Genomic DNA, 14625 nt, shown 5'->3' on the forward strand with positions numbered 1-14625 from the left:
AGGGGACCCAACACTGGGTCCCCTTTCGGCGTTTCAGCACCCGGTGCCGCGAGGACGCTCGACGCTGCGTGATTGAATTTGAGTTGGCGGGTCCCCCCGTCAGCCCTCACGCGCAGCGCAGCGCCGCGGCCGGGTACGGCAGGCACAACAGGACTAGAGAGGGATCACCGTGTCGGAGCAGAACGACGGCAGGAAGCCGTTCCGCCGTAGCAGCGGATCGGGCCAGGGCGGTTTCCACCGTTCGGGACGTGATGACGCGGCGGACGATCGACGAGACCGGGACCGCGCATCCGGTCCGCGCCGCGAGGGCGGCTACAACCGTGACAGCTCCGGCCGTGGCGAGAACCGCGGCGGCTTCCGCCGCGAGGGTGAACGCGGGAACTCCCGCCGAGACGACGACGGCGGCTTCCGCCGTGGCGGTGAACGAAACGACCGAGGCGGTTTCCGCGGTGATGACCGCGGCGGTTCGCGCGGTGACGATCGGGGCGGTTTCCGGCGTGACAACGACCGGGGATTCCGTCGGGACGACGACCGCGGCGGTTCGCGCGGTGATAATCAGCGCGGGGGCTACGGCCGCGGCGACGACCGGGGTGGATTCCGTCGCGGTGATGATCGCGGTGGCTCGCGCGGTGACGATCGGGGCGGTTTCCGGCGTGAGAGCGAACGGGGCTTCCGCCGCGATGATGAGCGCGGTGGCCGTCGTGACGATGACCGGGGCTTCCGCCGTGATGACGCTCGGGGGTCGCGCCGCGATGACGAGCGCGGTGGGTCGCGCTTCGGCGGCGACCGGGGCGGGTTCCGCCGTGAGGGCGGCGAGCGCGGTGGTTTCCGTCGTGATGACGACCGCGGCGGCAATCGCGGCGGCTTCTCGCGCGACAACTCCGGGCGGGACGGTGGCCGGGGCTTCGGTCGCGACAACGCCGGGCGCGGGGAGGGTTCCGGACGCGGCCACGAGCGTCGGGGCGATCGAGAAGGCTTCGGCCGCAGCGGATTCGGCGGCGACAAGCGCGACCACGGCGGTTTCAAGGGCCGTGACTCCGCAGGCCGTGACTCCGCGGGGCGTGACGACCGTCGCGGCTTCGGTGGCGGCGAGCGGCGGAACTACGGTCGCGACGACGACCGTCGCGGTGGCGGCCGAGACGACGACCGCCGTGGCCCTGGGCGCGATGACCGTCGCACCTTCGGCCGCGACGAGGATCGGCGCGGTGGTGACGATCGCCGTGATTTCGGCGGCCGCGATGAGGGTCGTCGCGGGGCCGGGTACGAGGGGCGTGGCGGTTTCGGGCGCGCCGGTGATGACCGCCGCGGTGCCGGGCGCGAGGACGAAGGCGGCCGGAATGTCCACCGGGACAGCGCGGATCGTCGCCGCGGCGGCGAAGGTGCCGCCGCGGGTGGTCGCGGAAGCGATCGGCGTCCGGCCCGCCTGGACGAGCCCGCGCTGCCGGAGGACGTGCAGCCCGGCGATCTCGACGGTGCGGTGCGCCGCGATCTGCTGAGTTTGGACAAGAACAATGCCGAGACCGTGGCCCGGCACCTGGTGATGGTCGCTCGCCTGCTGGAGGAGGATCCGGAGCAGGCGCTCGAACACGCGCGGGCGGCGCGGCAGCGGGCCGGGCGGATCGCCGTGGTGCGCGAAACCGCCGGTGTCGCCGCGTATCACGCGGGGGAGTGGGCGGAGGCGCTGTCCGAACTGCGGACCGCCCGCCGCATGTCCGGCGGCGCGGGCCTGCTGGCCGTCATGGCCGACTGCGAGCGCGGCCTCGGCCGGCCCGAACGCGCCATCGAACTCGGCCGCAGCGATGAGGCCCGGCTGCTGCAGGGTGACGAGGCCACCGAACTGCGCATCGTGGTCGCGGGCGCCCGCATGGACCTCGGTCAGTACGACCAGGCCGTCGTCACCCTGCAAACTCCCGACCTGGACCCGAGCCGCACCGGCTCGGCCGCCGCGCGCCTCGATTACGCCTACGCCGAGGCCCTGCTCGCCGCAGGTCGCGAGGAAGAGGCCCTGACCTGGTTCATGAACGCCGCCTCCGCCGACCTCGACGGCGAAACCGACGCCGAGGAGCGCGCCGCCGACCTGGCCGATCCGGACTCCGTCGAATGGGCCAGCAACGCCGCCTTCGCCGATGACGACGAGAACGACCCCGACGAGAACGACTCCGACGAGAACGATTCCGTCGAGAACGATTCCGACGAGGACGGCAGCGTCGCGGAGGACGCCACCGCGGACGAGACCGTCGCGGACGCCGTGGCCGCTGCAACGGGCGACGACACGGACACCGTCGCGGATGCCGAGGCCGCTGCTACCGGCGACGACACGGATACCGCCGCGCTGGCCGACGCCGTCACCGATGCCGAGGCGGCCGCGGACGCTCTGGCCGCCGACTTCGGCGACGACACCGTGCCGGACGACACCGAGCGGTCCGACCGCGGCTGAGGTTTCGTCCCGCGGCGCGGGTGGCAGGACAACGAGAGAGGGGAGCGGCGGAATGCGGCTACGGGATCGGTTCGGTGCGCTGCTGTTGGATCTGGATGGCACGCTGTTTCGCGGTCATGCCCCGATTCCCGGTGCGTCGGAGGCGCTGTCGAGCGAGGGTGCGACCCAGCGGTTGCTGTACGTGACCAACAACGCGAGTCGCTCGGGTGCCAGCGTGGCCCGGCATCTGCGCGAACTCGGTTTCACCGCAACCGAAGACGAGGTGGTCACCAGCGCGCAGGCGGCCGCGCACCTGCTGGCCGCGCGCCTGGCGCCGGGCTCCACCGTGCTGGTGGTCGGCACCGACGACCTGGTGGCCGAGGTGGAAGATGTCGGCCTGCAACCGGTCCGGCGCTTCAATGGCATCGCGCCCGCCGCCGTGGTGCAGGGTCACTCCCCGCACACGGCCTGGGCCGATCTCGCCGAGGCCGCCTACGCATTGCGCGCGGGTGCGCTGTGGGTGGCCGCCAATACCGATGCCACCCTCCCCAACGAGCGCGGATTGGCCCCGGGCAACGGGTCCATGGTCGCCGCCCTGCGGACCGCCTCCGATCGTGAGCCCACGGTGGCGGGCAAGCCGCACGCGCCGCTCATGGAGGACGCGCTGGCGCGCGCCGGAACCCGCTCCGCCCTGGTCGTCGGCGATCGTCTCGACACCGATATCGACGGCGCGCTCACCGCCGGTCTGGAATCGCTCATGGTGCTCACCGGCGTCAGCACGCTGGCCGACCTGAACAGGCGGCCGGACCGGCTCCCCACCTATGTCGCGGAATCCCTCGATGCCCTGAATCATCCCGTGGCCGAACACGATCCGATCGCCGTCGACGGTGGGGACATCGCCGACCGCATCGCCGAACTGCTGTCGTGTCACCCCGGCCGGGCGGTAGCGGTCTCCGTACCGCCCACACCCCGCGACGGCTAGCGGCGGGCGGTGCGCCGACTCGCCTCGGCGGCGGTGAAGCCGAGCCACACGCATCCGGCGAGAACGAGGACGCCGTGCGCGATGCGCACGGCGGGCGGCCCGAAGAACTGCGGCATGAACAGCACGAACCCGGCCGCGAATACCATGGCCGCGTAACGGGCGGCACTGTCCCGCAACGCGCCCGCGACCCACACACTCGCCGCAGCCACCGTGATCAGTCCGATTCCGAACATCGCCGCCGGAATGGGGGCGAACCGGAGTGCGTCGGCCACCGCGAGCAGATCGTCGCGGTCGCCCTCGGTCGCCATCGCGTACAAACCGAAATCCTCGGCACCGTAGTAGGGAAGCGTCAATCCCGTGCCCACCCACATGGCGGCCACCGGTCCGATCCCGATGCGATCGCGAATGCCGAGCAGCCCGAGGGATACGAGCACGAATCCGATCATGGCGCAGACATGTGACACCACCCATAGGGTGGACCCCATGGCGGCGGCCGCGCCCTCCGTCGTGGTCTCGTCGTGCCACGGCCGCAGCACCGGGTAGAGGAGAAACAGCACACCAGCGGCGGTGAGTGTATATCTGGCCATTCGAGAACTCCGACCGATCGGGAAACTGCTGGGGGAGGGCGAATCCCACCCGCCGCCGACACTAACCCGACATTCGCCCAGCGGCAGCGCGACCGCAGCGACTACGGCGTACTGGGCTTGCGTGCCTCGACCAGCGTGCGCGCGGCGTACGCGATGAACGGACCCTCCCGCTCGATCCGCTGGTGCAGGTCGCGCAGCCGATCGCGATAGGCGTCCACGGTGAAGCCGGGCACCATCCAGATGACCTTGCGCAGGAAGTAGATCACCGCGCCGATGTCGTGGAACTCCATGCGCAGCCGCTCCGGCTCACACCGCACGACCTCCAGCCCCGCCGCCCGCGCCGCGCCGGTCTCGGCGTCGGGATGGCGTTCGCCGCGCGCCTGCGGCTGCGGCCCGAGGAAGTATTCGACGAGTTCGAACACACTGGCCGGGCCGACGTGCTGGGCGAAGTAGGTGCCGCCGGGTTCCAGCACGCGCGCGATCTCCGCCCACCAGATGGTGGCCGGATGCCGGCTCGTCACCAGATCGAAGGCGTCGTCCGCGAAGGGCAGCGGCGGTTCGTCCGGATCGGCGACCACCACGACCCCGCGCGGATGCAGCAGCCGGGTGGCCTTCACCAGATTCGGCGGCCACGATTCGGTGGCGACCATGGTCGGCGGAAACGTCGATGCCTCGGCCAGCACCTCACCGCCGCCGGTCTGGATATCCAGGGCGGCGCGCGCCCGCGCCAGCCGCCGCGCCTGCTGCTTCCGGTACCCCCACGACGGGCGCTCCTCGCTGGCGCGGCCGTCCAGCCAGGAGAAATCCCAGCCGTCCACCGCTACCGACTCGGCCTCCGCCACGAGTTCGTCGAAGTCACGTCCCATAACCGTCGATCCTCGCAGTCCGGGGCAAACGATTTTCGCGGCGCGCCCGGTCGGCGACCGGATCGGAGGGATGCGGTACGTGTGTTCGAATGTGAGTTCCGGTAGCGTTGTCGCCACGATGACTACGCCCACGCCACGCCCGCATGCGCCCGTGCCCGGCCCCCGCCCCGGGGCGCCACTGCCCGGTCAGCATCTGCCGGGCGCGAATCAAGCGGACTTCGCCGATCCGGGTCGGGTGCGCGCGGAGGTCGACGAGTTGCTGGCGGAATTGCACGCGGGTGCGCGGGATTCGAGCGGCGAGGGGATCGATATCGCGCGGCGGGCCCGCATCCTCGAGCAGGCGCACGAGGTCTTGGTGCAGGCCCTGGCAACGGTGGACAAGATCTGAGGTGGCCAGGCGCGCACGAGTGGACGCGGAACTGGTTCGCCGCGGATTGGCGCGGTCGCGGGAACACGCGGTCGAGCTGATCTCGGCGGGTCGCGTCCTGATCAATGGAACGGTCGCCACCAAACCGGCGACGGGGGTGGAGACCGCGACCCCGCTGCTGGTGCGGGAAGAGCCCGACGAAGTGCGGTGGGCCTCGCGCGGCGCGCACAAACTGGTGGGTGCGCTGGCGGCGTTCGAACCGCAGGGTGTCACCGTCGCGGGTAAGCGGTGCCTGGACGCGGGCGCGTCCACCGGCGGGTTCACCGATGTGCTGCTGTCGAAGGGGGCCGCGGCGGTGGTGGCCGCCGATGTCGGCTACGGCCAACTCGTCTGGCGGCTGCGCAGCGACGACCGCGTCGAGGTGCACGACCGCACCAACGTGCGGGCCCTGACCCCGGAACTCATCGGGGGCACAGTCGAATTGGTGGTGGCGGACCTGTCCTTCATCTCCCTCGGCCTGGTGCTGCCCGCGCTGGCACTGTGCTGCGCCCCGGGCGCGGATCTGTTGCCGATGGTGAAACCCCAGTTCGAGGTGGGCAAGGAACGCGTCGGGTCCGGCGGTGTGGTGCGGGATCCGGCGCTGCGCGCGGAGGCGGTGCGTGCGGTGGCCACGGCCGCCGCACGGCTGGGACTGCGCACCCACGGCGTGGTCGCGAGCCCGCTGCCGGGACCGTCGGGGAATGTGGAGTACTTCCTCTGGCTGCGCAAGGAGCCGTCCGGCGCCGACCATTCGACCGGGTCGATCGCCGGCACCGCAGCGGACTCGTCCGCGAGTGCGCACCCGGGAGTTCCGTCCGTTCCGGAAGACGGTGCGGGAACCGGTCGCCCGGCCGCGCCCGAGGCGGCGGCTGTCGGTGCCGCCGCCTACGATGCGGTCGAGGAGGAACGGGTGGCGGCGCTGATCCAGCGCGCGGTGGAGGAGGGTCCGCAGTGAGCGGGGAGAGCGGTCGGTTGCACGACGCGAAGACTCGGGAGATCTTGCTGGTCGCCCACCCCGGCCGCGCCGAACTCACCGAGACCGCGCACCGGGTGGCGAAGATCTTCGAGCAGTTCGGGATCGGCCTGCGGGTGCTGGCGGACGAGGCGTACAGCACCCGCTTCGACACCGACGAGCAGGGCCGCCCCGACGGGTATCCGGTGCGTGTGATGGAGCACGGCCCCGAAGCCGCCATCGGTTGCGAAATGGTGCTCGCCCTCGGCGGTGACGGCACCTTCCTGCGGGCGGCGGAACTCGCCCGCGAGGCCAATGTGCCGGTGCTGGGCATCAATCTGGGCCGCATCGGTTTCCTCACCGAGGCCGAGGCCGAGAATCTGGACGAGGCCCTCGCCCAGGTGGTGCGCCGTGACTACCGCATCGAGCGGCGCATGACCATCGATGTCACCGTGCGCGTGGACGATACGATCACCGAACGCGGGTGGGCGCTCAACGAGGCCAGTATCGAGAATTCGGCGCGGATGGGGGTGCTGGAGGTCGTCCTCGAAGTGGACGGCCGCCCGGTCTCGTCCTTCGGCTGTGACGGCGTGCTGGTCGCCACCCCCACCGGTTCCACCGCGTACGCGTTCTCCGCGGGCGGCCCGGTGGTGTGGCCGGAACTCGAGGCGCTGCTGGTGATCCCGAGCAATGCCCACGCCCTGTTCGCGCGACCCCTGGTGGCCAGCCCGGATTCGCGCATAGCGGTGGAAACCGTTGCGACGGGCCACGATGCGATAGTTTTCCTCGACGGCCGACGCACCCTCGCACTGCCGCGAGGCGGCCGGGTCGAGGCGGTCCGTGGGACCGAGCCGGTACTGCTGGTGCGGCTGGATTCCGCACCCTTCGCGGATCGGATGGTGCGCAAATTCCAGTTGCCCGTGACAGGCTGGCGGGGCCGCTCGTCTGCCCGGCTGGGCGCGGAGGAGGAAGCCCGCGTAACCACGCAGCGACCCCGAGCAGGCGACGTCGAACACCGCCGAACGGAGAGCACGAGTGCTGACAGAGATCAGGATTGACGGCCTGGGCGTCATTTCCACCGCCACAGCGCAATTCCATGAGGGTTTGACCTGTTTGACCGGTGAGACGGGCGCGGGGAAGACGATGGTGGTGACCAGCCTGCACCTGCTGAGCGGTGCGCGCGCCGACCCCGGCCGGGTTCGGTTGGGTGCGTCGCGGGCGGTGGTGGAGGGCCGCTTCACCCTCGACGAGGTACACGAGGGCGCCGTCGCCGAAGTGGACGGGGTGCTGGAATCCACCGGCGCCGAACGCGATGACGACGGTTCCATCATCGCCGTGCGCACCGTGGGCAGCGACGGCCGCTCCCGCGCGCACCTGGGCGGGCGCAGCGTTCCGGCCGCGGTACTGTCGGATTTCACGACGCCGCTGCTCACCGTGCACGGTCAGAACGATCAGTTGCGGCTGCAGCGGCCCGATCAGCAGTTGCACGCCCTGGACCAGTTCGCCTCCGACAGCGTCGGTCCGCTGCTGCGCAAATATCAGAAGGAGCGGCGCAAGTGGCTCGACGCCCGCACCGAACTGCTCGAACGCACCGCGCGCAGTAGGGAACTGGCGCTCGAGGCCGCCCGGCTCGAGCAGTCGCTGACCGAAATCGACGCCATCGCACCGCAACCCGGTGAGGACGAACACCTGGTGTCCGAGGTGCGGCGGCTCTCGGATCTGGATTCGCTGCGTGAGGCGGCCGCCACCGCGCACGACGCGCTGGCCGGTCCGGCCGACGCTCCCGGTGAGGGCGGCGGTGCGCTGGATCTGCTGGGCACCGCCCGCGCCCGCATCGAGGCGGCCGAGGATCCGGCGCTGGCGGGGCTGGCCCCGCGGCTCGGCGACGCCATCGCGGTGGTCGTCGACCTGACCACCGAACTCAGCTCCTACCTGTCGGATCTGCCGTCGGACCCCGGTGCGCTCGACACCATGCTGACCCGGCAGGCCGAACTCAAAACGCTGACCCGGAAATACGCCCCCGATATCGACGGCGTAATCGCCTGGGCGAATGAGGCGCGCACCCGCCTGGACTCCCTGGACGTCTCCGAGGAGGCGTTGTCGGCGCTGTCGGCCGAGGTCGACAGCGCGGCGGAGAAGGTGCGCGAGGCGGCGCGCAAACTCACCGCCGCGCGCACCAGGGCGGCGGGCAAACTCGCGACCGCGGTGAGCGCCGAACTGTCCGGCCTGGCCATGGGGCGCGCCAAACTCGAGGTCGTGGTGCGGCCGCTCCCGGCCGCCGCCCAGGATTCCGCGCCGTTGAAGGTGGACGGTTCGGAACTGCATGCCGGTTCCACCGGTGTGGACGAGGTGGAATTCCGGCTCGCGGCGCATTCCGGCGCGCAGCCGCTGCCGTTGAGCAAGAGTGCCTCCGGCGGTGAGCTCTCACGCGTCATGCTCGCCCTGGAAGTGGTGCTGGCCAGTTCCGAGCACGGCACCACCATGGTTTTCGACGAGGTGGACGCCGGGGTCGGCGGCCGCGCGGCCGTCGAGATCGGCCGCCGCCTGGCCACTCTGGCGCGCACCCACCAGGTGATCGTGGTGACCCATCTACCGCAGGTGGCGGCCTTCGCCGATACCCACCTGGTGGTGGACAAGGTGGACGACGGCAAGGGCGTCAACTCCGGGGTCCGCGCCCTCACCCAGGACGAGCGCGTCGCCGAACTGGCCCGCATGCTGGCCGGTCTCGGCGACACCGAGACCGGCCGCGCCCACGCCTGGGAGCTGCTCACCACCGCGCACGCCGAAAAGGTCGGCGCGGCCGACTGATTCGCGATCGGACGGCTGCGGCGTCGCCGCAGGCGGGTGAGCGCGCCGGTGGCCGCACCGAGTTCGCCCACGCGGGGCGATACTGCCGCTGTCGACGCGCCGGCGCGGCTCAGCAGCAGCTCGGCCACCGGCCAGCCCGCGACATTCACCGAGACCCCGTTGCGTCGATACCCATCGAATACCACGTACGCGGCCGCGACCCGGTGGCGGCTCGCATCGGAATCCCGAGCCGACATGGCGAGGCCCGCCTCCGGAGCGGGGACGGGCCGGTCGGAGGCGGGTTCGCCCTACTTCACCGCTTTGCGAGCGCCACTGAGAAAGGCGTTGATCAGGCCCTTCAGACCCAACTCCAGGGCCTTGGCCGGAACGGGCAGGCTGGGCTCGGATTCCATGGTGTAGACCACCCGGGTGCCGCCCGGAGCGTCGGCGAAGGTGACGGTGCCGACATGCCGCTTCACCGGCGCGCCCGCGACGATCTGGTAGACCATGCGCTCATTGGGCACCAGTTCGAGGGTCTCTTCCGTGACGCCGACCGGGCCGAGGCCGAGCTTGTAGCGCGCGCCCACACCGGAGGGGGCGCCCGCGCCGGGCTGGATGAGCGAGATCTGGATGGGCAGGTAGGCTGCCATCGCGTCGCGATCGGCGAAGAGCCGGTAGACGACCTCCCGCGGGGCGGCGATCACGGTGTCGACGGTGGTGCTGGCCATGACGGCATTGTCTCCTTCGGTCGAGCTGCCAAACCGAATCCCCTGAATGTCCGGGACAGCTACGCCCCGGAGCATATCGGTACCTGTGGTCACGGGCACTGTCGCTTTCGGTCATGATGGCGGGACATGGTGGCATCACAGTGACGAATGTGATTGATGGTGCGGCGCGCCTCCACCAATGGTTGAGACTTTCCTGTAACCATCGGGCGTTATGAAGATGCTGGGACTGTTGTCGAAACCCACCGAGACGCTGCCGGGCCTGTCCGGGATCGCCCGGGTCGACCGCAATACCCGACGTCTACTCCAGCGCGTGGGACCCGGGGACGTGGTAGTGCTGGACGAGATGGACCTCGACCGCCTCACCGCCGACCGCCTGGTCGAGGCCGGGGTGGCGGTGGTGATCAACGCCTCGCCGTCCATCTCCGGCCGCTATCCGAATCTGGGCCCGGAAGTGCTGGTGGCCAATGGCATCCTGCTGCTGGACACCGTCACCACCGATGTGTTCAAACGCATCAAGGACGGCGCGAAGGTCCGCGTCGACGACGGCGTCGTCTACAGCGACAAGCTGACCAAGAAGGAGCCCGAGGTCCTCGTCGAGTGCGTGGAACTCACCGAATCCTCCATCGCCGAGCGCATGATCGAGGCCCGCAACGGGTTGGCCGATCACCTGGAGGCGTTCGCGGGCAACACCATCGAGTTCATCCGCACCGAGAGCGGTCTGCTCATCGACGGCATCGGCGTGCCCGAACTCGAACTCGACATGCGCAAGCGCCACGTCGTGGTGGTGGCCGACGGTTCCGATCACGCCGAGGATCTCAAGCGCATCAAACCGTTCATCAAGGAGTACGCGCCCATCCTGGTGGGTGTGGGACGTGGCGCGGACACCCTGACCCGCAACGGATATCGGCCCGACCTCATCGTCGGCGATCCCGAGGAGATCACCGCCACCACCCTCAAATGCGGTGCCGAGGTGATCCTGCCCGCCGATACCGACGGGCACGCCAAGGGTTTGGAGCGCATCCAGGATCTGGGCATCGGCGCGACCACCTTCCCGTCCTCGGGCGCGGCCGCCGATCTCGCACTGCTGCTGGCCAATCACCACGGGGCGTCGCTCATCGTCACCTGCGGCGCCGCCGCCTCCCTGGACGACTTCTTCGACCGCGGCCGCCGCGATTCGAATCCCGCCACCTTCCTCACCCGGCTGAAGATCGGCACCACGCTCATGGACGCGAAAGCCGTTGCCACGCTGTACCGGCAGCGCGGCTCCGGCTGGGCGGTCGCGCTGGTGGTGCTCGCCGCGCTGGTGGCGTTGATCGTGGCGCTGCTGGCCACGCACCTGGGCAATGAGGTGATCGATTCCGGTATCGACGCCTGGAACCGCTTCGAACTCTGGGTTCGCGGCCTTCTCGACCGAAGCAGCTAGGGGACCCATGATTTCGCTTCGCTACCACGCCGTGTCGATCGCCGCGGTCTTCCTGGCCCTCGCCGTCGGCGTGGTGCTCGGCGCTCGCGCGAACGACGGTCTGCTACCCGGAATGGGCGAGGGCGGCGGGCAGGCCGGGGACCTGCGCACCGAGAATGCCCGGCTCACTGAGCAATTGCGGGCCGCCGACGCCTTCCTCGCCGGTGCGGCGCCGAAACTGTTGGCGGGCAGCCTGACCGATCGCGGCGTCGTCGTATTCACCACGCCCGACGCCGATCTCGCGGATGTGGACGCGGTCACCAAATCGCTCACCACCGCCGGGGCGACCGTTACCGGGCAGATCGCGCTCACCAACGCCTTCACCGATTCCGGTGAGGGCGACCGGCTGCGTACCGCCGTCGCCAACCTGGTCCCCGCGGGCGCGCAGCTCGGCACCGGCGCGACCGATCAGGGCAGTCTGGGCGGTGACCTGCTGGGCCTGCTGCTGCTCACCGATCCCGCCAACCGGCAGCCGCGCGGCAGCGATCAGGAGCGCGGCCTGGCGCTGGAGACCCTGCGCGGCGGCGGTTTCCTCGCCCCGGCAGGGGAGGTGCGCCCCGCCGATCTCGCGGTGGTCGTCACCGGTGACGGCGTCCGCGCCGACGAGAACCAGCGCGGCACCATCATCGCTCGCTTCGCCGGTGGCCTGAAGGCGCGCGGGGCGGGTGTGGTGCTGGCGGGTCGCGCGGGTGCGGCCGCCGGGTCCGGACCGATCGCGGTGGCGCGTGACGAAGCCCCCTTGGCAACGGTCACCACCGTCGACAATGTGGACCACGAGATCGGCCGCCTCACCACGGCGCTCGCGCTGACCGAGCAGTTGAGCGGCGGAACCGGCCGATACGGCACCGGCGATCGGGCGACCTCGCTCACAGTCGCGGCCATGCCACGCTGAACTGATAGCTAATCGGTGGCGATCGGTCCGCGCGGCGTGTGAACAGCCCGGCGGATCCGTGTTACCGTGGAGTCCCGTGGGTCAATCACGGATTCCGGCGCGCTCCGCTCATAATACGACGGCCACGAAGCACATCTTCGTCTCCGGCGGTGTCGCCTCATCACTCGGTAAGGGCCTGACCGCTTCCAGCCTCGGACAGTTGCTGACGGCGCGTGGTTTGCGCGTCACCATGCAGAAGCTGGATCCGTATCTCAATGTCGATCCCGGCACAATGAACCCCTTCCAGCATGGTGAGGTGTTCGTGACCGAGGACGGCGCGGAGACGGACCTGGACGTCGGGCATTACGAACGCTTCCTCGACCGCGATCTGTCGGGGTACGCCAATGTCACCACCGGCCAGATCTATTCGTCGGTCATCGCGAAGGAGCGCCGCGGCGAATACCTCGGTGACACCGTGCAGGTCATCCCGCACATCACCGATGAGATCAAGAGCCGCATCACCGCCATGGCGGGACCGGATCGCCAGGGTCAGATCCCGGATGTGGTCATCACCGAGATCGGCGGCACCGTCGGCGATATCGAGTCGCAGCCGTTCCTGGAGGCGGCGCGCCAGATCCGCCACGAGGTGGGGCGCGACAACTGCTTCTTCCTGCATGTGACGCTGGTGCCCTACCTGGGCCCGTCCGGCGAGCTCAAGACCAAGCCGACCCAGCACTCGGTGGCCGCGCTGCGCAATATCGGCATCCAGCCCGACGCGCTGATCCTGCGCTGCGACCGCGAGGTGCCGGAGCCGCTCAAGAACAAGATCGCGCTCATGTGCGACGTCGAGGTGGACGCCTGCGTGTCCACCCCGGACGCGCCGTCCATCTACGACATTCCCAAGGTGCTGCACCGTGAGGGCCTGGACGCCTATGTGGTGCGCAAGCTGGGCCTGCCGTTCCGCGACGTGGACTGGACGGTGTGGGGTGATCTGCTGGACCGGGTGCACAACCCGCGCGAACAGGTCACCGTGGCGCTGGTCGGCAAGTACGTGGACCTGCCGGATGCCTACCTGTCGGTCACCGAGGCGCTGCGCGCGGGCGGATTCGCCGCCAAGGCCAAGGTGAACATCCGCTGGGTGCAGTCCGACGAATGCGATACCGAGGCGGGCGCGCAGCAGCACCTGTCCGATGTGGACGGGGTGCTGATTCCGGGCGGATTCGGTATTCGCGGCATCGAGGGCAAGGTCGGGGCCATCCGCTACGCCCGCACCCACGGCATTCCGCTGCTGGGCCTGTGCCTGGGCCTGCAGTGCGTGGTGATCGAGGCGGCGCGCACGGTGGGGCTCAAGGACGCCAACTCGGCGGAGTTCGAGCCCGAGACCAAACATCCGGTCATCTCCACCATGGCCGATCAGGAGCAGGCCGTGGCCGGGGAGGCCGATCTGGGCGGCACCATGCGCCTGGGCGCGTACCCCGCGGTCCTGGAGCCGGGTTCGGTGGTCGCGCAGGCGTACGGCGAGACCGAGGTGTCCGAGCGGCACCGGCATCGCTTCGAGGTCAACAACGCCTACCGCGACAAGATCGCCAAGAGCGGCCTGAAGTTCAGCGGCACCTCGCCTGACGGGCATCTGGTCGAATTCGTCGAGCTGCCGCAGGACAAGCACCCGTTCTTCGTGGCCACCCAGGCGCATCCGGAACTCAAGTCCCGGCCCACGCGCCCGCATCCGCTGTTCGCGGCGCTCATCGCGGCGGCACTGAAATACAAGGCGGCCGAACGGCTTCCGGTGGAGATCCCGGATACCGCGCCCGCCGAAGCGGGTGAGAAAGTAGCGAAATGACCTCAGCGCACGGCGACTCGGCCCCCGGCACCCACGACTTCGACATCGTCGACAGTCGCACCGCGTACTCCGGCGCGATCCTCGCGCTGCGGCTGGACGAGGTGGCCATGCCGGGCGGGCGGGTCGCCCAGCGCGAGGTCATCGAGCATCACCCCGCGGTGGCGGTGGTGGCGCTCGAGGACGACGACACCGTGGTGTTGATCAACCAGTATCGGCATCCGCTCGGGCGGCGCCTGCTGGAACTGCCCGCCGGGCTGCTGGATCAGCCGGGGGAGGATCCGCTGGAGGCGGCGCGGCGGGAGCTGACCGAGGAGACCGGTCTGGCCGCGCGGGAGTGGTCGGTGCTGGTGGACGTGGCGCTGTCACCGGGGTTTACCGATGAGGCGCTGCGCGTCTATCTGGCCACCGGCCTGTACGAGACCGAGCGGCCCGAGCCGGAATTGGAAGAGGCGGATATCGAGATCGTCCGCATGCCGCTGGACGCGGCCGTGCGGGCGGCCTTGGCGGGGGAGATCACCAATGCCACCGCCGTGGCCGGACTGCTGGCGCTGGTGACCGCGCGGGCGACCGGTGCGCCGCTGCGGGCGGCCGACGCGCCGTGGCCGGACATGCCGACCGCCTTCCTGGCCAGGAAGTCCGCCGAGGCCAGCGAAAAGTAGGCGAAGCCAGCGAAAAGTAGCGAGCGGTCTGCTGTCGCGCCGCCCTGGCGCGACGGCGCCGCCGCACGC

At 70.3% G+C, this 14625-nt stretch carries 12 protein-coding genes and 1 pseudogene; 10 read left to right on the forward strand and 3 right to left on the reverse strand.

Annotated features, from left to right (window positions below; genetic code table 11):
* Positions 1-1165: 1165 nt before the first annotated feature.
* Both QJS31_RS36865 and QJS31_RS36870 read left to right on the forward strand, forming a co-directional pair.
* A pseudogene (locus QJS31_RS36865) lies at positions 1166-2092 on the forward strand (hypothetical protein); the annotation flags it as partial.
* 397 nt (positions 2093-2489) lie between these two features.
* Entirely contained in the window at positions 2490-3398 is a 909-nt protein-coding gene (locus QJS31_RS36870) for an HAD-IIA family hydrolase (RefSeq protein WP_282786621.1), read from the forward strand.
* On the opposite strand, the gene QJS31_RS36875 is transcribed toward QJS31_RS36870, so the two are convergent.
* Entirely contained in the window at positions 3395-3985 is a 591-nt protein-coding gene (locus tag QJS31_RS36875; protein WP_306358990.1) for a hypothetical protein, read from the reverse strand. The two genes, QJS31_RS36870 and QJS31_RS36875, sit on opposite strands and share 4 nt — an antisense overlap.
* 101 nt (positions 3986-4086) lie before the next feature.
* Positions 4087-4851 (reverse strand): class I SAM-dependent methyltransferase, encoded by a 765-nt coding sequence (locus tag QJS31_RS36880; RefSeq protein WP_306358991.1) that lies wholly within the window; start codon positions 4849-4851, stop codon positions 4087-4089.
* Positions 4852-4969: 118 nt separating this feature from the next.
* On the opposite strand from QJS31_RS36880, the gene QJS31_RS36885 reads away from it, so the two are divergent.
* From QJS31_RS36885 to recN, 4 genes are read left to right on the forward strand one after another with little or no spacing between them, the layout of a single operon-like run.
* A complete protein-coding gene (locus QJS31_RS36885; protein WP_282781975.1) occupies positions 4970-5239 on the forward strand; it encodes a hypothetical protein in 270 nt (89 codons plus the stop codon).
* A 1-nt stretch (position 5240) separates the two neighbouring features.
* Positions 5241-6212, forward strand: a complete 972-nt coding sequence (locus tag QJS31_RS36890; RefSeq protein ID WP_306358992.1) for a TlyA family RNA methyltransferase — start codon at positions 5241-5243, stop codon at positions 6210-6212.
* Positions 6209-7267, forward strand: a complete 1059-nt coding sequence (locus QJS31_RS36895) for an NAD kinase (protein WP_282781972.1) — start codon at positions 6209-6211, stop codon at positions 7265-7267. The genes QJS31_RS36890 and QJS31_RS36895 overlap by 4 nt, the downstream gene beginning before the upstream one ends.
* The gene (gene recN / locus QJS31_RS36900) at positions 7245-9017 is read left to right on the forward strand and encodes a DNA repair protein RecN (RefSeq protein ID WP_306358993.1); all 1773 of its coding nucleotides are present in this window, start codon (positions 7245-7247) and stop codon (positions 9015-9017) included. Before QJS31_RS36895 ends, recN begins: the two co-directional genes overlap by 23 nt.
* Before the next feature lie 287 nt (positions 9018-9304).
* Here recN and QJS31_RS36905 read toward each other — a convergent pair whose 3' ends face one another.
* The gene (locus QJS31_RS36905) at positions 9305-9724 is read right to left on the reverse strand and encodes an SRPBCC family protein (RefSeq protein WP_029928439.1); all 420 of its coding nucleotides are present in this window, start codon (positions 9722-9724) and stop codon (positions 9305-9307) included.
* Positions 9725-9935: 211 nt separating this feature from the next.
* Here QJS31_RS36905 and steA point away from each other — a divergent pair, with 211 nt between their 5' ends.
* From steA to QJS31_RS36925, 4 genes are all read left to right on the forward strand, one after another.
* A complete protein-coding gene (steA, locus tag QJS31_RS36910; protein ID WP_029928437.1) occupies positions 9936-11147 on the forward strand; it encodes a putative cytokinetic ring protein SteA in 1212 nt (403 codons plus the stop codon).
* Positions 11148-11154: 7 nt separating this feature from the next.
* Positions 11155-12078: a copper transporter gene (locus QJS31_RS36915; RefSeq protein WP_282781966.1), complete on the forward strand. Its 924-nt coding sequence runs from the start codon at positions 11155-11157 to the stop codon at positions 12076-12078.
* 76 nt (positions 12079-12154) lie between these two features.
* Positions 12155-13897: a CTP synthase gene (locus tag QJS31_RS36920; RefSeq protein WP_282781964.1), complete on the forward strand. Its 1743-nt coding sequence runs from the start codon at positions 12155-12157 to the stop codon at positions 13895-13897.
* On the forward strand, positions 13894-14556 hold the full coding sequence (locus QJS31_RS36925; protein ID WP_282781962.1) for an NUDIX hydrolase: 663 nt from the start codon (positions 13894-13896) through the stop codon (positions 14554-14556). The genes QJS31_RS36920 and QJS31_RS36925 overlap by 4 nt, the downstream gene beginning before the upstream one ends.
* Positions 14557-14625 lie beyond the last annotated feature (69 nt).

Source organism: Nocardia sp. CC213A, assembly GCF_030766805.1.
In the GTDB taxonomy this organism is placed as follows: Bacteria; Actinomycetota; Actinomycetes; order Mycobacteriales; family Mycobacteriaceae; genus Nocardia; species Nocardia otitidiscaviarum.

What these genes read in the sequence shown, in the direction of transcription:
- QJS31_RS36870 (WP_282786621.1), top strand. Translation starts at nt 2,490, where the DNA reads ATGCGGCTACGGGATCGGTTCGGTGCGCTGCTGTTGGATCTGGATGGC.
- QJS31_RS36875 (WP_306358990.1), bottom strand. Translation starts at nt 3,985, where the DNA reads ATGGCCAGATATACACTCACCGCCGCTGGTGTGCTGTTTCTCCTCTAC.
- QJS31_RS36880 (WP_306358991.1), bottom strand. Translation starts at nt 4,851, where the DNA reads ATGGGACGTGACTTCGACGAACTCGTGGCGGAGGCCGAGTCGGTAGCG.
- QJS31_RS36885 (WP_282781975.1), top strand. Translation starts at nt 4,970, where the DNA reads ATGACTACGCCCACGCCACGCCCGCATGCGCCCGTGCCCGGCCCCCGC.
- QJS31_RS36905 (WP_029928439.1), bottom strand. Translation starts at nt 9,724, where the DNA reads ATGGCCAGCACCACCGTCGACACCGTGATCGCCGCCCCGCGGGAGGTC.
- steA (WP_029928437.1), top strand. Translation starts at nt 9,936, where the DNA reads ATGAAGATGCTGGGACTGTTGTCGAAACCCACCGAGACGCTGCCGGGC.
- QJS31_RS36915 (WP_282781966.1), top strand. Translation starts at nt 11,155, where the DNA reads ATGATTTCGCTTCGCTACCACGCCGTGTCGATCGCCGCGGTCTTCCTG.
- QJS31_RS36925 (WP_282781962.1), top strand. Translation starts at nt 13,894, where the DNA reads ATGACCTCAGCGCACGGCGACTCGGCCCCCGGCACCCACGACTTCGAC.